Raw genomic sequence first — 20263 nt, forward strand, 5'->3', positions numbered from 1 at the left:
GGCCGGCGGCCCGCGGCCGGGCCTGACCGGCCGGGCGTCCCCGCTCCTGTGTCACTGCCCGGCGCCGCCGCCGGCGACGTGGATGCCGAAGATCGCGCCCTGCGGGTCGTGCAGGACGGCGAGCCGCGGTCCGTCGGGCACGTCGGTGGGCGGGAGGGCGATGATGGCGCCGAGCACGGCGGCGCGTTCGGTGGTGGTGTCCACGTCGGCGACCGCGAAGTACGGCATCCAGTAGGGGCCGACGTCGGCGGGGAACTGGTCGGCCATGTCGGCCATGCCGCCGAACTCCCGGCCGGGCAGTCCCCACTGGGTGTACATCTCGCCGACGGTGACGCTCCAGCCGAGGACCCTGGGGTAGAACTCCTTGGCGCCGGCGGTGTCCCGGGTGGCGAGTTCGACCCAGCCGAGCGCGCCGGGCTCGTCCATCACCGGGGTGCCGGTGAAGGCGAGGGCCTGCCAGAGCGCGAACACCGCGCCGGCCGGGTCGGCGGCGACGCAGAAGCGGCCGAGGTCGAGGACGTCGGCGGGCTCCATGAGCAGCCGGCCGCCGGCCCCGCGGACGGCGGCGGCGGCCTGGTCGGCGTCCGCCACCGCGAAGGAGATCGTCCAGCTGGTGGGCTGTCCGGGGCGCTGGACGGGGCTGAGGCCGGCGACCGGGTCGGTGCCGAGCATCATCAGCGTGTAGCCGCCGGCCTCAGGGTTGGGGTCGACCTCCGTGCGCCAGCCGAACACCTCGCGGTAGAAGGCCTTGGAGCCCTCCGGGTCGGCGGTGGAGATCTCCACCCAGCAGGGGGCTCCGAGTGCGGGCTTGTCGATTCTCATGTCACTCCACCACCAGGACGAGTTTGCCGCGGGCGTGTCCGGACTCGACCTCGGCGAGTGCCTCGGGAGCCCGGTCGAGGGGGTAGGTCGCGGTGATCCGCGGGTCGAGGGCGCCGGCCGCGACGAGCTCGGCCAGGGCGGCGAGCGCCTCCCGGTCGGGCTCGCGGCGGACGGCGCTGCCGCCGAGTGCCGCGGCGGTGCCGGGGTCGGCCGTGGAGACCAGCCGGGTGCGGTCGGCGAGCACGGCGGCCGCCTCCCGGAGGTCCTCGCCGCCGATCAGGTCGAGCAGTCCGTCGACGCCGTCCGGGGCGGCGGCCCTGATCCGGTCGGCGACCCCTTCGCCGTAGCGGACCTGGGTGGCGCCGACGGAGGCGACCCAGTCACGGTTGCGGTCGGCGGCGGTGCCGACCACCTTCAGTCCGCGGGCGCGGGCGATCTGGGCGGCGGCGCTGCCCACCCCGCCGGCGATGCCGAGGACGAGCAGGGTGCGCCCCGGTTCCAGGTCGAGCTGTTCGAGGGCGTCCCAGGCGGTGGCGGCGGCGACGGGCAGCGCGGCGGCCTCGGCGAAGCCGACGCCCGCGGGCTTGCGGGCACTGACGGCGGCGTCCAGCAGGGTGTGCTCGGCGTAGGCGCCGGCCACCGCGACGCCGAAGACCTCGTCGCCGACGGCGAAGCCCTCGACGCCCGGTCCGACGGCCTCCACCACTCCGGCGGCCTCGACGCCCAGGACGGCGGGCAGCGGGCGGTCGGTGCCGAGCCAGCCGTTGCGGACCTTCCAGTCGATCGGGTTGACCCCGGCCGCGCGGACGGCGATCTGCAGCCGGTCCGGCCCGGGGGCGGGCACGGGGCGGTCCAGGAACTCCTGGTGCTCCGGGCCTCCGAACGCCCGGTATCCGAACGCCTTGGACATGCTGCTCCCTCAGGGTCGGCGACTTCCTTCCGCCAGCTTGCTGGGCGCACGGCCGGGACGGCCGGGAATGGTGGGCCGAACGGGAGGGTTGTGCGTGAGGCAACGGCAGTTGTTCAAATTGGAACCAGGGGGTACGGTCGGACCCGGACCAGCGGTTCGAATTTGAACCACATCTCTGAACCACATCACCTCGGAGGCCCGGCCATGCCGCAGACCGACACCGCCCGGACGCCGCTGCCCGGCCCCGCCACCGTTCGCTCCCGGGTGCGCATCCCGCTGGCGTTCCCGGACGGCTTCCGGGTCGAGGCCGAGGTGTTCACCTTCCACGGGCTGGAGGACGGCGCCGAGCACCTCGCGCTCGCCCTCGGCGAGGTCGGCGACACCCCGCTGGTGCGGCTGCACTCCGAGTGCCTCACCGGCGACGTCTTCGGCTCCGCCCGCTGCGACTGCGGCCCGCAGCTGCGCGAGTCGGTCGAGCTGATCGCCGAGGCCGGCGGCTACCTGCTGTACCTCCGCCAGGAGGGCAGGGGAATCGGCCTCTACAACAAGCTCGACGCCTACGCACTGCAGGACTCCGGCCTGGACACCTACCAGGCCAACACCGCGCTCGGGCTGCCCGAGGACGGCCGCGACTACACCGCCGCCGCCCAGATGCTCAGCACGCTCGGCGCCACCGGCATCCGGCTGCTCAGCAACAACCCGGACAAGGCCGGCCAGCTGTCCGCCCTCGGCATCACGGTGGCCGAGCGGGTGCCGACCGGCGTCCACCTGTCCGAGAGCAACGTCCGCTACCTGCGCACCAAGGCGGACGGCACGGCGCGCACCCTCGGCCACGGCATCGAGTTCCTGTCGCTGGGCGCCTGACCGGGGTTCACCCGATCGGCGCAGGGACGCGCGCGACGCCGGGGTGCGCGTGGAAGCGTCGGTCGGTGGGCCGCGCCGTCCGTCGCTCCACCCCTCCCGCGGCCCCGCCGGGCCCCGCCCGGCGCGGACCGACCCCGGGAGAGCGCCCGTGGAAACCGACTCCCTCACCTCCGACACCCTGCGCGAACTGCGCAGCGCCCGGCCCTACCCGGCCGTCTCGCTGACCATGCCGACGCACCGCCGCGAGCCGGACAACGCGCAGGACGCGGTGCGGCTGAGGAACCTCCTCGCCGAGGCCGAGCGGCGGATCGACGCCGATCCGGAGGCCTCCCGGCAGGACCGCATCGACCTGCACAAACAGCTGGAACGGGCGGTCGCCGAGGTGGACCTGCGGCACTCCCTGGACGGGCTGGTGGTGTACGCGACCACCAACGAGCACCAGGTGTGGAGCCTGCCGCGCGAGGTGCCCGAGCGGGTCGTGCTGAGCGACACCTTCCTGACCCGCAACCTGGTCGCCGCGAAGGCCCAGGAGCGCCCCTACTGGGTGATGGCCGTCGCCGCCGACCGGGCCACCCTGTGGAGCGGCGCGGGCCTCGCCCTGCACGAGCACAAGGCCGACGGCTTCCCGATGGAGGCGGAGGGCGTGGACTGGGACGTCCAGCGCGAGGAGCGCACCGGCGGCCAGCCCAGCACCTTCAGCAACGAGGAGACCCGGCGCTTCCTGCGGTCCGTGGACGCCGCGCTCGGCACCGTGCTGGGTGCGGACCGCCGGCCGTTGTTCCTGATCGGCCTGCCGCAGGCGGTGTCCGCCCTGCAGGAGGTCGGCACCGCCGCCGGCGCGGCCGTGGCGACCGTGCTCAAGGGCGGCCTCACCGACGGCCCCGACCGCGCCCTGCTGCAGGAACTCGCCCCCGCGATGGCCCAGTTCGCCTCGCACGAGTCCGACCGGGTGAGCACAGCGCTGGACGCGGCGCGCAGCCGCAAGGCCTTCGCCGCCGGCCTGGACGAGGTCTGGGAGGCCGTCTGCGAGGGACGGGTGGACATGGTCGCCGTCGAGGAGCACTTCCAGCGGACGATGCGGCTCGCCGACGGCCACCTCGCCCCGGCGGAGGACGGCGGGCCCGGCGGCTGGGAGGAGGGCGTCCGCGAGGACATCGTCGACGAGCTCGTGGAGACCGCACTGGACAAGGGTGCCGAGGTGGTCTTCGTGCCCGACGACGAGCTCACCGCCCACGACCACATCGCCGCGGTGCTGCGCTACTGAGCGGCTGACCGCCGATTCGCGCCTCCCATGGGCAGCCACCCGGGGGCGCGTGGGGTACCTCCCGGCCGAGGGCCGGGAAGAACTGCGCAGTCCGGGGGCGGCACCGCGGGGACATGGGCCGAGCCCGGGTTCGTACGGCGATCCGCATCCGAATCGCGCAGTCCCCCGCGCGCCCCTTGTGGCTGCTCCGTACGCCCTTGCGGACGCACCCGGGCGGCGCAGCCCTGCGCGCGGCGGGCCGTGCCACGGCGGAGGCTGGAGGAGTTGTGCACCCTCGGCCGAGCGATCCAGGAGCCGCCATGTCCCCGCACTCCCGCCTCCGCCCCCTCACCGGGCCGACCGCCCGCGGCGGCGCGATCCTTGCGGCGGCAGCCGCGCTGACGGCCCTGGCGGCGGCGTGCAGCAGCTCGGAGAAGACGGTGGGCGGGATCAGCCCGGCGGTCGTGTCGGCCGCCGCGGAGGCCTCCCGGCACGCCGCCTCGGCCGCCGCCGAGGCCTCGGAGCTGACCGGTGAGGACGCCTCGGCCGCCGCGTCCAGCGCCGCCGCGCTGATCAAGGAGGCCGCCCTGGCCCGGGCCGCGTCGGCCTCCGCGGCGGCGGCCTCGGTGGAGTCCCGGGCGGCCGCCTTCGAGTCCTCGGTGTCCGCGCAGGTGTCGAAGTCCCGGCAGAGCGCCAGCGCCGCCCTGAGCGGGGTGGCCGGCACCGGCAACGCGATCGGCGACGTCGTGCTGACCGGCGTGCCCACCACCGCCACCGACGGCTTCCCGGCGGCCACCGTCACCATCACCAACTCGACCTCGCAGAAGGCGAGCTACGCCGTCCAGGTGGATTTCCTGGATTCCTCCGGGGCCACCGTGGAGACGGTGGTGGTCGGCACCTCGGACGTCGCCCCGGGCGAGCGCCGCACGGTGCTGGCGCACGGTGACCAGAAGGTCGACGCGGCCAACGCCAAGGTGGCGCGGGCGCAGCGGTTCTGACCTGCCGGGGTGCCGACCGCATGACCCCGCCGCATGCTGGGACGGGGGTCGTGCCACACCGGAGGTGCCACTCATGCAGGGACGGGGAACGGTCGATCCCGAGGCCGTCGTGATCGGTGCCGGCCCGTACGGGCTGGCGGCAGCGGCGCACCTGCGGGGCGCCGGCGTGACCTTCCGGGCCTTCGGCGACCCGATGGCCGGCTGGCGCGAGGGCATGCCCGCGGGGATGTTCCTGAAGTCGACACCGCGGGCGTCCTGCATCTCCGACCCGTCCGGCCGTTACGGCTTCAACGACTTCCGCCACCGGTCCGGCCGGGGCACGGTCGGCGACATGTACCCGATCCCGCTGGACGAGTTCGTCGAGTACGGCGAGTGGTTCCAACAGGAGCGGGTGCCCGAGTTGGAGCGGACGCAGGTCGCCCGGGTCGAGGGTGCGCCGGGCGGCTTCCGGGTGCTGCTGGCGGACGGCGAGTCGGTGACGGCCCGTTCGGTGGTGGTGTCGATCGGCCTGCGGCCCTTCGCGTACATGCCGCCCGAACTCGCCGCTCTGACGGGAACGGGCCTGTGCTCGCACACCAGCGAGCACGCGGACCTGGCGAAGTTCGCCGGGCAGCGGGTGGCGGTGGTGGGGGCCGGACAGTCGGCCCTGGAGAGCGCCGCCCTGCTGCACGAGGCCGGCGCCTCCCCCACCGTGGTGGTCCGCGGCCCACGGGTGATCTACGGCGAGCCGCCGGACGCCGACCTGCCGTCCACCCGACCGCTGACCGCCCGGGTGACCCGGCCGTCCAGCAACCTCGGCCCCGGATGGGGCATGCGCGCCTACGCCGACATCCCCTGGGTGTTCCGGTTCCTGCCGGACGAGGCGCGGGCCGTCCGGGTCCGCCGGGTGCTCGGCCCGGCCGGGGCGTGGTGGCTGCAGGAGCGGGTGGACAACCTGTTCCCGGTGCTCACCGGGCATCCGCTGGCCGCGGCGGAGGCGGTGGACGGCACCGTCCGGCTGAGCCTGGAGGGCCCGACCGAACTGCTGGAGGCCGACCACGTACTGGCCGCCACGGGCTACCGGGCGGACGTGGCACGGCTGGCCGTCCTCGACGAGGGGCTGCGCCGGGCGATCCGCACCACGGCCGCCGGTGCACCGCGGCTGGGCCCGGGCCTGGAGTCGTCCGTGCCGGGCCTGTACTTCACCGGGCTGGCGGCGGCGGACACCTTCGGACCGGTGATGCGCTTCGTCTGCGGGACGCACTTCGCCGCTCACCGGATCGGCCGGCACATCGCCGCCCGAAGCTGACCGGTCAGGCGCGGAGCAGTCGTCGGGCCAGCTTGAGGGGGGCCGTTCTGGCCGTCCGGGCGAGATCGACGACGAGGGGCATCGCGTCGTCGCGGCAGAGCCAGGCCCGTTCGGTCGCCCGGCGCGGCAGGAGGTCGTGCGGCAGCCGGTGTCCGGACCGGGCGGTGGCCAGCGCTGCCAGCAGGTCCGGTCGGCCGACCCGGAAGTTCCGTGGGAGCACCGGGCCCTGTGGGACGGGGCGACCCGTCAGCGAGAGGTGCAGGGCACGCACCACGTCCAGCCCGTCGGCGGTCTCGAACAGGCGGAACTGGGCACCCTGCCGCGGGTTGAAGTCCACCAGCTTGTACCGGTGGTCCCGCAGGTCCAGCCGCCAGTCCAGGTCGGCGACACCGGCGAAGCCCACCTTCTTGCATAACCCTGCGGCCAGATCGGCGAGTTCGGGGTTGCCGACCGTGCGTGCCAGGGTGGTGAAGCCGCCGCCGGGCGGCCAGTCGCGCTCCTTCAGGCCCGTGAAGACGGCCAACGGCTCTCCACCGGGGCCACAGCAGAGGTGGGTGAACCAGTCCTCGGAGTGCTCCGCCGGCAGGTACTCCTGGGCGAGCACCGACAGCGGGCCGTTCGTCGGGGTGAGCGCCAGCAGCTCCCGCTCGTCCCGTACCAGCGTGCTGTGGCTGACCACCGGCTCCGCCAGCCGGGTGAACGGCGCGAGGTTCTTCAGGACCAAGGGGTAGCCCCAGGCGCGCCCGGTCGCCACCAGCTCGTCGCGGTCGGCGGGCGTGGCGGTGTACGGCGAGGGGATGCCGTGGTCCCGGCAGATGCGGTGGAGCTCGCCCTTGTCGGCAAGCAGCCGCGGCAGGTTCGCAGGCACGGGAGGAATCAGGAAGAAGGGGGAGAGCTCCTCGGTGTGCTCCGCGAGGAGCACGGCGGACTCGTCGTCCGTGGGCACCGCGACACTGCGGCGGCCCACCTCCTCGCCGACGCCCCGGAGGATGTCGACCAGGTGCTCGGCCGGTTCGCTGCCGGTGGTCGGCCGGACGAACGCGCCCGTGAGGTAGTGCGAAGCGGTGGTCGGATTGTGCCGGCCCTCGACCATCGCGTACACCGGGACACCGAGGCGGCCGAAGGACCGGACCGTCCCCCATGGGCTGTGCGAGAACGGGTACTGGCCGATCCGTACCACCACCACCGGGACCCGTCGGTCGAGGCCGGGCAGGACCGGCGTCATGGCCGTTCACCCCCTTCTGACGGCAGGCCCTGCTCGGACTGCCGGTACTGCTCTGACGGCGGCGAGCCGCTCCCGTGGGCGGGCCGGACCGCCCGCCACGGGCGGAGGGCCGAGCCGGCCGGCCTCCGCCGCGGTGCGGGAAGCCACCGCGGCAGGTCCACAAGCAGCGGCCCGGCCAGGAGGCACGCGGCGATCAGCCAGGCCAGCCCCACACCGGTCAGGCCGAGCGCGGGGAGCAGTGCGACGACCAGGACGACGACCAGGGCGGAGAAGACGACCTGGAGGGCGACCAGCCTCCGCAGTTCCCGGCGGACCCGGGCCACCTCGATGGCGATGCCGAGCACCACGTTCGGCACCGCGGAGAGGGCCATCAGGCGGAGCACGGTGGTGCCGTGTGCCGAGTACGCCGCGCCGAAGGGGAGGAGCAGCCAGGGCGCCGCCACGACCACGACGGTCGTCGCCGCAGCCACCAGCAGGCTCGCGTGGCGAAGCATCCGGCGTCCGTGCTCCGCGAGCCGTTCGGGATGGTGTGCGCCTTCCACGACCAGCGAGCCGCCCATGCTCGCCACGGCCACGTAGAACGTGCCGGCGATGATGTAGGCCAGCGAGTAGTACGCGGTCTGCTCGGCGCCCAGCTGGTTGAGCACGATCAGCGGCACGGCGGTGCCGGTGGTCACGCCCACGACCTTGCCGAGGTAGTCGGCGGTCGCGTAGCGCAGTACCCGCTGCGGCCGGGGTGTGTCGGCCGTGTCGGCCCGCTGGTGGACCGGGATGGCCCGGCGGAACAGCACCACGTTGGTCACGACGATCGAGACGATCAGCCCGAGGGACCAGGACAGCAGGATGCCGGTGCCGATCGCGAACGCGGCGCAGCCTGCCAGGAGGCCGGCCTTGACCACGTTGAACAGCGCGTTCTCGCCGAGGACCCAACCGGGTCGGCGGAGGCCGGTGAGCGCGCCGTCCTGCAGCACGAAAACCGAGTAGCCGGCGGTGGCGACGATGAAGGAGCCGGCCAGGACGGGGTTCCGCAGGAAACCGAGCTCCGGCGAGATCCACGGGACGAGCAGCAGGAAACCCACTGCGGCGAGGCCGGAGACCACGACGCTGACGCTGTAGCAGCGCAGCACCAGCCAGCGGGTGTGCCGCCCGGCTACCGGAACGAACCGGACCAGGACGTCCCCGAGGTTGAACCGGCCGAGGCCGGAGAGGAGTCCGGCGACCGAGAGCGCGGCGGAGCTCCGTCCGACCGTCTCCACGCTGTACCAGCGTGTGGCGAAGACCCAGAAGGCTGCGCCGAGCACGGCGGCGAGCACCGCGCTGCCGGCCAGCAGATGGCCGTTGCGGATGAGTGGCTCGGCGGTGCGGGAGCTCCGGGCGGTTCCGATCCTGGCCCTCAGGAAGCTGAGGGGGTGCACGGGCAGAGCGGCGCTCATCTCGGGCTGCCTTTCGACGGAGACGGGCGCGGGTGGGCCTGTGGAGGGTGCGGAGGGCGGACGCCGGCGGCCCTGCGGTCCTCCGGTCCCCCGAGGGACGCCTGGTGCTCCGTCATGTCTCGCGTCCTCCGACCGGAGTCGGATCGGCCCCCGTGCGGCCGGTGTTGACCGACCGCCGGGCCGTCCGGCGGTCGCCCGTCGTTCCGCGCCGTTGACACGGGCTCAGCGCGGACCGCACCATCCGGAACGGCGCGGGTACGCCGAAGCGCAGCAGCGCCGCCACCGCCGGGGCGGGGTCGTCGGCGGCGAACCAGGCGTGTTCGGTGCGGGGCTCCGGCCACAGGCCCCAGGGGCGGCAGCGGTCCTGCCAGGCACCGGCCACCGCCGAGTACGTGTCGAGCCGGCCCGCCCGGAAGCGGCGCGGCCGCTGCGGCCCGGCCGGGACGGGGCGCCCGGTCAGCCAGAGGTGCAGGGCGCGGACGACGTCCACCCCGTCCACCGTCTCGAAGAGGCGGAACTGGGCGCCGTTGCGGGGGTTGAAGTCCAGCAGTTTGTAGCGGCCGTCCCGCCGGTCGAGGCGCCAGTCCAGGTCGGCGCTGCCGCAGTAGCCGATGGCCTCGCAGAAGTCGGCCGCCAGTGCGGCGAGTTCGGGGTTCGGCCGGGTGTGGCCGCGGGTGGTGACCCCGCTCTCCGGCGGCCAGGAGCGGTCCTTGACGCCGGTGAAGACGACCAGCGGCCTGCCGCCGGGCCCGCAGCAGAGGTGGGTGATCCAGTCCTCGGCGCAGGACTGCGGGACGTACTCCTGGAGCAGCACCGAGAGCGGGCCGTCCGAGGGGCAGGCGGCCAGCAGGGCGGGCTCGTCCGGCACGATCGTGGTGTGGCTGACGGCGGGGTTCACCTGCCGGGTGAAGGGGGCGAGGTTCTTCAGGACGACCGGGTAGCCCCAGTCCCGGGCCGTGGCGAGGAGTTCGGACCGGTCGGCCGGGGTCGCGGCGCGGGGGGTGGTCACGCCGTGCGCCCGGCAGAGCTCGTACAGCCCGCCCTTGTCGGCGAGCCGGCGCGGCAGGTCCGCCGGTACCGGGGGCAGCAGGAAGTGCCCGGCCAGTTCGGAGCGGTGCTCGGCGAGCAGCACGGCGGCCTCGTCGTCGGTGGGCACCGCGACGGCCCGGCGGCCGATCGCACGGCCGGCGGCCAGCACGGCGGCGACCAGAGCCCCGGCCGGCTCGCCCGCGCCGGTGGGCCGGACGAAGGCCCGCCGCACGTAGCGGGAGAGCGCCGTCGGGGTCAGCGCGTCCTCCACCATGGCGTACACCGGGACGCCGGCCCGGCCCAGCGACCGAACGGCGCCGTACGCTCCGTAAGCGTCCGGGTAGCGGCCGACCTTCACCATCAGCACGGGTACTCCGCGGTCCAGTTCCGGGCCCTCGGCCTGCATCCGGTCCACCTCCTCGGGGGTCAGCGCTGCCAGACGGCGACCCAGCCGACGTCCAGTCGGGCGGAGTCGGTGCCGGGCGGCGGAGCGGTCTGGAAGCCGACCGCCAGGTTGATCACGAGTTCCATGGCCACGTGCGGGATCGCGGTCGGTTCGGTGACCTTGAAGCGCTGGACGCCGTCGACGTACCAGGTGACCGAGTCGGGCTGCCAGTCGACCGCGAAGACGTGGTAGCCGCCCGAGAAGTCGGCCGGGCCGTAGCGGTTGCCGATGTGGGTGTCGCTGCCGTCGGCGGTCCGCCAGTGCAGGTTGGAGTCCACGTACGAGGCGCTGTTGATGAACTCGGCGATGTCGATCTCGGGCGGGGTGCCGCGCGCGTCGGCGGGGATCAGCCAGAACGCCGGGAACATCCCCTCGGCCGCGACCGGCACCTTGACGGCGGCGGCGAACCAGCCGTAGGTGAAGGTGTGCCGCGGCGCGCCGTCCCAGTGGTCGCGGCCGGTGCTGATCATGCCGGAGGTCCACGGGTAGGTCTTGCCGTCGCTGCCGTGGGTGTCCCGGCGCTCGGCGGTGAGGGCGAGGTCGCCGTTGCCGACGGAGACCTGGCCGGGCAGGTACCACTGCAGTTCGTGGTTGCCGGCGTTGGTGCAGCCGCCGTCGTTCCAGTCGTAGCAGGTGGCCCAGTCCGCGGTGTTCAGGCGGGAGCCTGTGAAGTCGTCGTGGAAGACCTGGTGCCAGGGCCCCGGCGGGGTCGGCGGGCCGGTCGCCTCCTGGGTGCTCGGCCCGGCCGCCTGGGCCCGCGACGCCGGGGAGGTCAGGGCGGTCGGGTCGCTGCAGGCGGTGGCACCGGCCAGCACGCAGGCCGCGACCAGTGCACCGGCCCGCAGCGCCGAGCGGTCGTACCGGCCGGGCGGCGGCGGCCCCTGGCGGGTGGAGCGGGTGGCCGGGTCGGACGGCGGCAGCCGGCGCCGCGGGTAGGGCAGCACCAGCAGGGTGGTGAGGACGGCGAGCTCCACCAGCACCCGGCGGGCCGTGAAGGTGTGGGTGAGCAGCAGCGGGGCGGCGGCCAGGGCCGCGAGGACGGCGCTGCAGGCGACGGCGGGCACCACGGCCGCCATCGGCGCGTACCGGGACCGCGCCGGCCAGCGGCACCGCAGCACCAGGGCGGTGCCCGGGACGGCCAGCAGCGCGACCGCGGCGAGGACGGTGCGGACGCGGCCCGCGGGCAGCACGGTGGCCGCGGCCCCGGCCCAGGCGAGGCCGGCGAGCACGCACCGCACCGCCGGTCCGGCGAAGCTGTTCACGGCTGCCTCCCGGTGGGATTCTGCTGGCCGGTACTGCTGCCGCCGGCGCCCCAGGGCGGTGCGACCTGGCCGACGACGCCCGCGGACGGAGCGGTGTACTGGTAGACCACCGCGTCGGGGCTGGTGTAGACGGCGCGGAACTCCGGCGACCCGGCGGCGAGTTCGGCCAGCCGCCGGACGGTGTCCTCGGGCAGCGCCCCGGTCAGCCGGAGGGCCTCGGCCTGCGCGCGGGTGAGCACCAGGTAGGACGGGCCGGGCACCACCGGAACGGTCAGCTCGCGGCGCAGCAGCGGCAGCGGGTCGGCGAGCATGATGCGCTGTTCCTCCGCGGACAGCTGGCTGAGGATGACCCGGGTCCGGTCGTCGTAGTTGAACTCACCGCCGGGGAGGTCGCCGGTGACGGAGACGATGCGCGTGCCCGACGGGGCGTCCGCGGTGACCTGCTTCAGGGCCGCGACCTCCTGCGGGCTGAAGTAGTTCATCGCCTCCTTGCTGTAGTAGTTGCCGAACATGCCGAGGGCGAGCGCGCCCGCAGCGACGGTGGCGAGGGCGCGGTGCAGCACGGGCCTCCGGCCGCTGCGCAGTATGACCGTGCCGGCCAGGAACGCCGTCGCCGGGAGGACGAACAGGTAGGCGCGCAGGATCATCTCGCCGCCGTAGCTGTTGCCGAGCAGCAGCGGCAGCGGGCCGAACAGCACGGCGACCAGGCCGGTGCGGCGGACCCAGCGCTGCGAGATCAACGCGACGACGGCGAGCAGGCCGAGCACGGCGCACATGCCGAGGGAGAGCCGGGCGACCATCGCCTGGTCGGGGGCGATGGTGCCGAACCTCAGCTGGCCCGGTGGGCGGACGTTGCTGTTGGTGGCGCTGAGGCCGGCGATCAGCTGGTTGGCGTTCTGCGCGAGGTACTTGTGGGCGACCGTGTAGTCCCAGGCGAAGGTCATCGCGACGGCGGCGCCCAGCACCGGCAGGACGGTCCGCCGGTTGCGGCGCGGCAGGCTCAGCATGGCGAGGACGCTGATCGTCATCACCGGGGTCAGCGGGTGCGAGATCACGATGCCGGCGAGGACCACCACCGTCATGGCGTACCAGCCGAGCCAGGGTGTCCCGGCGGTGAGCGCGGTGGCCGCCGGCGGTCCCTCGGCGGCGGCCGCGGCGGCCCGCCGGAGGGCGGCGAGCCTGCCGAGCACCAGCGCGAGCAGCAGCACGAACAGCAGGAAGGCGAACGCCTGCGGCGAGAAGTAGTCCTGGCCGACCCAGGAGACGGAGTAGAAGAGCCAGACCCCGCCCCAGACCAGGCGGCGGCTGTCGGTGAGCGCGCGGTAGAGCAGCAGCAGCGGGCCGAGCAGCATCAGGTTGGCCAGCAGCGGGTACCAGGAGGCGTAGCCGAGCGCGGAGTGCAGCCCGGTGGCGCGCAGGAACAGCACGTTGAGCTGGAAGAAGCCGGGCCACTCGTTGTAGAGCTCCAGGCCGCCGGCGTTCGGCACGGTGCCGTTGTGCCGGAGCATGGCGTCGACCACCGCGATGTGCTTCCACGCCCAGGCGTAGCGCAGCGTGGGGTACAGCACGCTCGGGGTGGCGTGGATCATCGTGATCAGCGCGACGACGTACGCGGCGGCCCAGCCCTGCGGGATGCGCGGCTGGTAGAGAACGGCGACGAAGCCGGCGAGCAGGACGGCGAAGCCGGCCCAGTAGGTCATCGGCAGGGCCTGGAGCAGGCCGAGGTCGCCCAACCGGTCGAGGCGGGCGCCGCGCAGCGCCAGCACCCACAGCGCGGCGGCCACCGGCAGCGCGCCGACGGTGAGCCAGGCGGCCGGGCCGCGTCCGCCGAGCGCCCGGGCCAGCAGAGCCGCGGTCGGGCGGCGCTGAACCGGCGGGCGGCTCGTGTCGGCGATCTGCTGGTCAACCATCGGTGGGCCCTCTCCGGGCTGGTGGCGTGTCACGGGGGGGGTGGCGCCTCGGGCGCAGGGTCAGTCCTTGGGCGGACCGCCGACCGGGGCGCCGATGAAGCGGGTGAACCTGCGGTAGGACCGCCAGCCGCGGGTGTAGAGGCTCTCCCGGATCGGGCCGATGCGGCTGCCGCGGCCGGCCGTCCAGTCGTCGAAGACGCTGTCCGGGGTGTCGCTGCGGACCATCAGCCGGCAGATCCGCATCGGGTCGTCGGTGGCGGAGCTGAACTTGTTCTCGACGGCGGTCGCCGAGGTCCAGCCCGCGGCGCGGACCTGGCGGCGGACGGCGGGGCTGGAGTAGCCGTGCGGGTACGCGAAGGCGGTCACCGAATGCCCCACCGCGTCCTCCAGCCGCTTCTTGCTGCCGACGATCTCGTCGGTGCGGCGCTGGCCGTAGACCGTGTCGAGCTGGGCGTGCGTCTGGGAGTGGCCGCCGATCTCCACGCCGACCGCGTCGAGGGTGCCGACCTGGCGCCAGTTGAGCATGCGCGAGTCGGGCAGCAGGCTGCCGGTGGGCTCGCCGCCGGGCGGGTGGATGGCGCCGACCGTCACGTACAGGGTGGCGGGCAGGCCGCGCTCGGTGAGGATCGGGGCGACCGTCCAGTAGAAGTCGGCGAAGCCGTCGTCGAAGGTGAGCACCGCGGCGTTGGCGGGCAGCGCGGGCCCGCCGTGCAGGGTGGCGACCAGCCGGCGCAGCGGGACGACGGTCAGGCCGGCGTCGGCGATCCGGTCGAGCTGCTCGCGGAAGGTCTTCGGGGAGACCGTGTAGGGCGCGATCCAGTCCGGCGGGTCCTCCGAGACGGAGTGGTACAGGAAGACGGGGACGGCTCTCATCGCGGGCTCCTCGCCGACCGGAGGACGGCCACGGACGGCCGGGGCAGCAGCAGGGCTGCGCGGCCCACGGTGTAGCCCAGCAGGGTGATTCCCGCCCCGGCGCAGAGCGCGCCCGCGGAGCGGAGGTCGGCCCGGCGCAGGTGGCGCAGCACGGCGGCGGGCAGGGTGTGCCGCAGGTAGCGCCGCTCGGAGGCGAGCGCGGGGCGCGGTCCGGTGTGCCGGGCGACGACGGCCTTGGAGCGGCCCTCGGCGTAGCAGCGGGCCCGGAAGTACGCCCAGGTGGCGCGGCCGGGCGGCACGTGGTGGTGGACGACCGCGGCCGGGTCGTAGCGCAGCTGTGCGTCCGGGTGGCGGGCGGCCAGCCGCAGGCAGAACTCGGTCTCCTCGCAGCCGACCGGTCGGGTGCCGATCCGGCCGAGGTCGAGCCGGAAGCCGCCGGCCGAGACCGCCTCGGCGCGCCGGAAGGACATGTTGGCGCCGGTGAAGTTGCGGATCGTCGCGGGCCGTTCGGGCAGGCCCAGGTAGGAGCAGCCGACCACCCAGTCGAACTCTCCGGGGAACCACGCGGGCCTGCCGGTCTCCCAGCGCGGCCGGACGTACCCGCCGACGCCGAGCACCGCCGGGTCGCGGTAGCCGTCGAGCAGGCGGTCGGCCCAGTCGGGTGCCGCCACCGCGTCGTCGTCGAGGAAGGCGACCACGTCGCCGCCGACGGCGCGGACGCCGGTGTTCCGTGCACCGGACAGGCCGCGGCGCTGCTCGTTGGGCAGCACCCGGACTCCGGGCCAGTGCTGCTCGGCGCGGCGGGCGAGTTCGGGGCAGTGGTCGACGACCAGGACCAGTTCCTCCGGCGGCCGGCGCTGGCCGCGGACGGAGTCCACGGCGGCGCACAGGTCGTCCCAGCGGTCCAGGGTGTAGGCGCAGATGACGACGGACAGCGTGGTCCGCGCGGCGGGCGGGGCGGTGGTCATGCCGTCCTCCTTTCGGGCGCCTTCATCCAGCGTGGCATTGTCAGCAGCAACGGCACGGCGACGGCGCAGCAGGCGAGCAGCCAGGCGAGTCCGACCCCGGTGAGTCCGTACACCGGGAGCAGTACGGCGGTGAGGCCGATGACCAGCACGCAGTGGGCGACCTGGAGGCCGATCAGCCGCCGCAGGTTGCGGCGGACCCGCGCGACGTCGATGGCGACGGTGATCAGGACGGTCGGCAGCGAGGCGATCGCCATCAGCCGGAGCACCGGGGTGCCGTGCGCGGCGTAGCCGGGGCCGAAGAGGCCGAGGATCCACGGCGCGGCGGCGACCACGACGGCGGTGGCGGCGGCGACCAGCAGGCCGGCGTGGCGGAGCATCCGCCGGGCGAGTTCGGGGAGCCGGTCGGGCCGGTGGGCGCCCTCGACGACGAGGGAGGCGCCCATGCTGAAGACGGCGATGTCGAAGGTGTCGGCGATGATCCAGGCCAGCGAGTAGTAGGCGTTCTGGGCCGCCCCGAGCTGGGCGAGCACCATCAGCGGCAGCACGGCGTAGGTGGTGATGGCGGCGAGCTTGCCGAGGTAGTCGGCGGTGGCGTAGCGCATCAGCCGGCGCGGCATGGGCGCGCCCGTGCGGTCGGCGTGCTCGTGGGCGGGGATGGCCCGGCGGAACAGCACCGTGTTGGTGACGACGATCGACAGCAGCAGGGCGACGGCCCAGGAGGTGAGGATGCCGGTGCCGACGGCGAGGGCCGCGCAGATCGCGAGGGCGGCGGCCTTGGCGGCGGCGAAGATCATGTTCTCGCCGAGCACCCAGCCGGTGCGGCGCAGGCCGGTGAGGGCGCCGTCCTGGAGGTCGAAGATCGAGTAGCCGGCGGCGGCGATGACGAAGGCGGTGCCGAGCAGCGGCGCGCGCAGGAAGTCCAGGCTGGGGGCGACGACCGGGATCAGCAGCAGGAAGCCGCAGGCGGCGAGGGCGCTGAGCCCGCCGCTGATCGCGTAGCAGCGCAGCACCAGCCGCCGGGTGTGCCGGCCGGCCCGGGGGACGAACCGGACGAGGACGTCGCCGAGGTTGAACCGGCCGACGCCGGACATCAGGGCGGCCACCGACAGCGCCGCGTAGCTGGTGCCGACGGTCTCCGCGCTGTACCAGCGGGTCGCGAAGATCCAGAACAGCGAGCCCAGCGCGGCCGAGAGCACGGCGCTGGCGGCCAGGATGTGCCCGTTGCGCAGCAGGGGCTCGCCCGCCGTCCGGCGGGTGACGGCCCGGACGCGGGCACGCAGCAGGGTGGCGTACGAGCACTCGCAGGGCAGCGGCAGCGGGCACGAGCAGGGGCGGGGGCCCGTGGCGCGGCGGGAGACGAGTTCGGTGATCACGGCTGCGTCCCGGCGGGCAGGGTGCGCTGGCGTCCGCGGCTGTAGAGGTAGCTGAGCGGTCCGACCAGCAGCCCCCGGCGGTGCAGTCGGACGAGTTCGCGCGGGGACGCGGCGCTGTTGCGGCGGCGGCCCGGGGCCATCGGCAGGGCTTTCGGCAGGCCGCGGAGGAGGTCGGCGAGCAGCGCGGGGCGCTGGACGACGGCGGCGGCCAGGTAGGCGCCGTAGCCGACGCCGAAGCCGTAGACCTGGGAGCGCAGCGCGGCCGGGGTGCGGCGGTGGCGGTGCCAGACGAGTGCGTCGGGCGCGTAGGCGACGAGGCGTCCGGCGGTGAGCACCCGCAGGAAGGCGAGCAGGTCCTCGCCGCCGCGGGTCGGAGTGCCGGCCCCGGTGGCCTGGTCGAAGCCGCCGATGGCGCGCAGAGCCTCCGTCCGGAAGGCCATGTTGGCGCCGGTGCCGAAGCGGCTGACCGTGTAGGGGACGGGCGGGTCGCCGCCCTGGTCGGCGAGCGACCAGGTGCGCGGGGCGAAGCCGCGGGAGAAGCCGCAGTGGCGTTCGAACGCCGCCTGGGCGGGGGTGTCCAGCTCGGCGGGCAGCACCAGGCCGGTGACGCAGCCGATCCGGGGATCGCTGCGGAAGGTCGCCAGCAGGGCGTGCAGCCAGCCGGGGTCGGGCAGGGCGTCGTCGTCGGTGAAGGCGCACACCTCGCCGGTGGCGGCGGCCAGGCCGGTGTTGCGGGCCCGCGCGAGGCCGGGCACCGGTTCGTGCAGGTAGCGGATGCGGTCGCCGTAGCGGTCGCGCACCAGGTCGCGGGTGGTGAGGTCGGTGGGCGCGTTGTCGACCAGCAGCAGTTCGGCGCCCTCGGGTGCGGCCCGCAGCAGCGCGTCCAGGCAGCGCGGCAGCAGGTCGGTGCGGTCGCGGGTGCAGATGATCACGGTGAGCGTGGGCAGCGGGGCCGCCGCCGGCGGGGCGGCCGGGGTGGCGCCGAGCGCGGTGCCGGCGGTGAGCAGGGCGGCCCGCAGACCGGAGGTGTCCCCGGGGGCCGCGGTCGCGGTGACCAGGCCGAGCGGCCGGCCGTGCCGCCGCACCAGGGCGAGGACGGGTCCGCCGGCCGGCGGCGGGGCGGCCGCTCCGCCGGGGACGCGGAGGTCCTGGGGGTGGGCGAGGTCGAGGTCGACGATCGCGGCCGGCGGGTCGGGCAGCGCGGTGGCGGCGGTCATGGTGATCACTCTCCGGTTCGGGCGCCGCGCTGGTGCCAGACGGTGTAGAGGTAGGAGAACGGGCCGTACAGCAGGCCGCGGAACTCCCGGCGGCCGAGGCCCGGCACCGGCTCGGGCCCGCAGCCCTCGGCGGCGCGCCGGCGGTGGACGGCCTGCCAGCGCCACAGGCCCTGCGGCAGGCGGCGGAGCAGGTCGGCGAGTACGTCGGGCCGGTGGGCGACCGCGGCGGTCAGGTAGGCGCCGAAGCCGACGCCGAAGTTGAAGATCTGCCGGGCCAGCGCCTCGTCGGTGCGCGGGTGGCGGTGCCAGACGATGGCCTCCGGCTGGTAGGCGATGTCGTGGCCGCCGTTGTAGACGGAGAAGAAGGCGTAGAGCTCCTCGCCCCCGCGGGCCGGGGTGCCGGCGCCGGTGGCCGGGTCGAAGCCGCCGACGGCGCGCAGCAGGTCGGTACGGAAGGCCATGTTGGCGCCGGAGCCGAACCGGCCGACGGAGAACCGCAGGAGCGGGTCGGCGTCCTTCTCGCGCAGCGACCAGCTGCGGGCGGCGAAGCCGCGGGAGTAGCCGCCGTAGCGCTCCAGCACGGCCTGGGCGGCGGTGTCGAGCTCGGCGGGCAGCACCAGGCCGGTGACACAGCCGATCCGGTCGTCGGCCCGGAACGGTTCGGCGAGGGCGGCCACCCAGCCCCGGTCGATCACCAGGTCGTCGTCGGCGAAGGCGCAGACGTCGCCGCGGGCCGCGGCGAGCCCGGCGTTCCGCGCCCGGGCGAGGCCGGGGAGCGGCTCGCAGACGTAGCGGACCTGGTCGGAGTAGCGCGCCTCGATCAGGTCGCGGGTGGCGGTGCCGACCGGCGCGTTGTCGACCACGACCACCTCGACGTACGGGTAGTCGGTGCGCAGCAGCGAGTCGAGGCAGGTGCGGAGCGACTGCGGCCGGTTGCGGGTGCAGACCACCACGGTGACGGTCGGCGAGCCCGCTGGCACCCGCGGCGGCCCGGTCCGGCGGGGACGCGCCGCGGGTGTCGCGGTGGACAGGGCGGGAACGCGCAGTTCCCGGTGAGCGGCTTCGACCAGCGCCCGACGCAGCGTGGCGGGATCGCCTGCTGTGCCGGTGGCCTGGACCAACCCGAGCGGGTGTCCGTGCAGCCGCACCAACGCCAACACGCGGCCGTCCGGGTCGACGGGGCCGAGACCGCCGGGCGCGTGCAGCCTCCCGGGCTCGTCCAGGTCCAGCTCGACCACCCGGACGGGGGTGTAGAGCGATTCGCGGGCGGCTGGGCGCGGGCAGGCTGCCGGGGTGCGCCGGTCGTAGCCATTCATCATCGCTCCCCCACGGCAACGGGCGCCGCGGACCGTGCGCCGGGACGCTCGGCGATCAGCGTCCGCAACACCCGTCGACCGTCGGAGACGGCGTGGAGGTGCGAGCGACCGCTGCGGCGGGGAAGTTCGAGGCTCGGGACCTCTGCGATGCGCAGACCCGAGCGGAGGGCGTGCGCGATCATCTCGGCCTCGATCTCGAAGCCGGAGGAGCGCAGCCGGAGTTCGTCCAGGAAGCTGCGGCGGAACGCGCAGTAGCCGTAGCAGAGGTCGGTCAGCATCGTGTGGTAGAGCCGGTTGACCACGGCGAGCAGGGCGCGGTTGCCGAGTGAGCGGATACGGGTGAGGTCGAGGGAGCCGCCGCCGGCGATGCAGCGCGACCCCTTCACGAAGTCGTACCCGTTGTCGAGGAAGTGCAGGTAGTGCGGGATCTCGCCGGGCCACATGGAGCCGTCGGCGTCCATCATGACGATGTAGTCGCCGGTGGCGGCGGCGAAGCCGGTGCGCAGGGCGTTGCCCTTGCCGGGGCCGGTCTGCTGGACGCTGCGCACGGTCGGCAGGCAGTGCCGGGCCATGGCGAGGGTGGCGTCACTGGACGAGCCGTCCACCAGGATGACCTCGTCGACACAGCGGGGGATCTGCTCGAACACCCAGGGGATGTTGCGGGCCTCGTTGTGGGCCGGGACGACCAGGCTGACGGTGTGCCGGGCGGGGACGTCCCCGGCCCTGCGCATCGGCTGCGGCTGCGGCTGGGTCTGGCGGTCGCTGGAGCGCCGCCTGGGTCGGCCGTTGGGCGTCGGGTACGGCTGTTGGGGGTCGGAAGACGCGGTGGTGCTCATCGCGAGCGGCCTCTCGGGAGGCGGCAGGGCACACGGGTGCCCGCGGAACGGGGTGGAGACGGATCAACGACGCTCGGGCTGCGTCCCCCGCGGCCTCGGTGAGCCCCCCGGGCCAAACCCTCGGAATGCGTCGGTCGTCTCGGGCGCACGGAGCGCCGACGGTGACGGCCGGTACCTGGCATCCCGCCGTAGCGGTACCGGTTGGAGCCATCATCCTCACGGCGGTCACACCGAGTCAAGGATTTTGGAGG

At 74.7% G+C, this 20263-nt stretch carries 17 protein-coding genes; 4 read left to right on the forward strand and 13 right to left on the reverse strand.

Annotated features, from left to right (window positions below; all coding sequences use genetic code 11):
- Window positions 1-51: 51 nt before the first annotated feature.
- Together KSNIM_RS08615 and KSNIM_RS08620 are read right to left on the reverse strand one after the other, a co-directional pair.
- A complete protein-coding gene (locus KSNIM_RS08615) occupies window positions 52-822 on the reverse strand; it encodes a VOC family protein (RefSeq protein WP_263102633.1) in 771 nt (256 codons plus the stop codon).
- Between the two features lies 1 nt (window position 823).
- On the reverse strand, window positions 824-1732 hold the full coding sequence (locus tag KSNIM_RS08620) for an NADP-dependent oxidoreductase (RefSeq protein WP_263102634.1): 909 nt from the start codon (window positions 1730-1732) through the stop codon (window positions 824-826).
- A gap of 204 nt (window positions 1733-1936) precedes the next feature.
- On the opposite strand from KSNIM_RS08620, the gene KSNIM_RS08625 reads away from it, so the two are divergent.
- From KSNIM_RS08625 to KSNIM_RS08640, 4 genes are all read left to right on the forward strand, one after another.
- Window positions 1937-2596: a GTP cyclohydrolase II gene (locus tag KSNIM_RS08625; protein WP_263102635.1), complete on the forward strand. Its 660-nt coding sequence runs from the start codon at window positions 1937-1939 to the stop codon at window positions 2594-2596.
- 148 nt (window positions 2597-2744) lie between these two features.
- On the forward strand, window positions 2745-3860 hold the full coding sequence (locus KSNIM_RS08630) for a chemotaxis protein (protein WP_263102636.1): 1116 nt from the start codon (window positions 2745-2747) through the stop codon (window positions 3858-3860).
- A 299-nt stretch (window positions 3861-4159) separates the two neighbouring features.
- A complete protein-coding gene (locus KSNIM_RS08635; RefSeq protein WP_263102637.1) occupies window positions 4160-4837 on the forward strand; it encodes an FxLYD domain-containing protein in 678 nt (225 codons plus the stop codon).
- 73 nt (window positions 4838-4910) lie between these two features.
- Window positions 4911-6125 (forward strand): NAD(P)-binding domain-containing protein, encoded by a 1215-nt coding sequence (locus KSNIM_RS08640; RefSeq protein WP_263102638.1) that lies wholly within the window; start codon window positions 4911-4913, stop codon window positions 6123-6125.
- A gap of 4 nt (window positions 6126-6129) precedes the next feature.
- Here the strand turns inward: KSNIM_RS08640 and KSNIM_RS08645 are convergent, their stop codons facing one another.
- The 11 genes from KSNIM_RS08645 to KSNIM_RS08695 all read right to left on the reverse strand — a co-directional run bounded on the left by KSNIM_RS08645 (window position 6130) and on the right by KSNIM_RS08695 (window position 20012).
- Complete coding sequence (locus KSNIM_RS08645; RefSeq protein WP_263102639.1) at window positions 6130-7350, reverse strand: ATP-grasp domain-containing protein; 1221 nt, start codon at window positions 7348-7350, stop codon at window positions 6130-6132.
- Window positions 7347-8783, reverse strand: a complete 1437-nt coding sequence (locus tag KSNIM_RS08650; RefSeq protein ID WP_263102640.1) for a lipopolysaccharide biosynthesis protein — start codon at window positions 8781-8783, stop codon at window positions 7347-7349. Before KSNIM_RS08650 ends, KSNIM_RS08645 begins: the two co-directional genes overlap by 4 nt.
- 112 nt (window positions 8784-8895) lie before the next feature.
- Window positions 8896-10218, reverse strand: coding sequence for an ATP-grasp domain-containing protein (locus KSNIM_RS08655; RefSeq protein WP_263102641.1), 1323 nt, complete (start codon window positions 10216-10218; stop codon window positions 8896-8898).
- A 20-nt stretch (window positions 10219-10238) separates the two neighbouring features.
- Complete coding sequence (locus KSNIM_RS08660; RefSeq protein ID WP_263102642.1) at window positions 10239-11519, reverse strand: glycoside hydrolase family 16 protein; 1281 nt, start codon at window positions 11517-11519, stop codon at window positions 10239-10241.
- On the reverse strand, window positions 11516-13429 hold the full coding sequence (locus KSNIM_RS08665) for a glycosyltransferase (protein WP_263102643.1): 1914 nt from the start codon (window positions 13427-13429) through the stop codon (window positions 11516-11518). The genes KSNIM_RS08660 and KSNIM_RS08665 overlap by 4 nt, the downstream gene beginning before the upstream one ends.
- Window positions 13430-13489: 60 nt before the next feature.
- Entirely contained in the window at window positions 13490-14302 is an 813-nt protein-coding gene (locus tag KSNIM_RS08670; protein ID WP_263102644.1) for a polysaccharide deacetylase family protein, read from the reverse strand.
- Entirely contained in the window at window positions 14299-15270 is a 972-nt protein-coding gene (locus KSNIM_RS08675; protein ID WP_263102645.1) for a glycosyltransferase family 2 protein, read from the reverse strand. The genes KSNIM_RS08670 and KSNIM_RS08675 overlap by 4 nt, the downstream gene beginning before the upstream one ends.
- Complete coding sequence (locus KSNIM_RS08680) at window positions 15267-16643, reverse strand: lipopolysaccharide biosynthesis protein (RefSeq protein ID WP_263102646.1); 1377 nt, start codon at window positions 16641-16643, stop codon at window positions 15267-15269. The genes KSNIM_RS08675 and KSNIM_RS08680 overlap by 4 nt, the downstream gene beginning before the upstream one ends.
- Window positions 16640-17860 carry a glycosyltransferase family 2 protein gene (locus tag KSNIM_RS08685; protein ID WP_263102647.1) on the reverse strand — a complete coding sequence of 407 codons (1221 nt, stop codon included), beginning with the start codon at window positions 17858-17860 and terminating at the stop codon, window positions 16640-16642. The genes KSNIM_RS08680 and KSNIM_RS08685 overlap by 4 nt, the downstream gene beginning before the upstream one ends.
- Before the next feature lie 5 nt (window positions 17861-17865).
- Window positions 17866-19179, reverse strand: a complete 1314-nt coding sequence (locus KSNIM_RS08690) for a glycosyltransferase (RefSeq protein ID WP_263102648.1) — start codon at window positions 19177-19179, stop codon at window positions 17866-17868.
- A complete protein-coding gene (locus KSNIM_RS08695; protein ID WP_263102649.1) occupies window positions 19176-20012 on the reverse strand; it encodes a glycosyltransferase family 2 protein in 837 nt (278 codons plus the stop codon). Before KSNIM_RS08695 ends, KSNIM_RS08690 begins: the two co-directional genes overlap by 4 nt.
- Window positions 20013-20263 lie beyond the last annotated feature (251 nt).

The sequence above is a fragment of the Kitasatospora sp. DSM 101779 genome (assembly GCF_025655475.1).
GTDB lineage: Bacteria > Actinomycetota > Actinomycetes > Streptomycetales > Streptomycetaceae > Kitasatospora.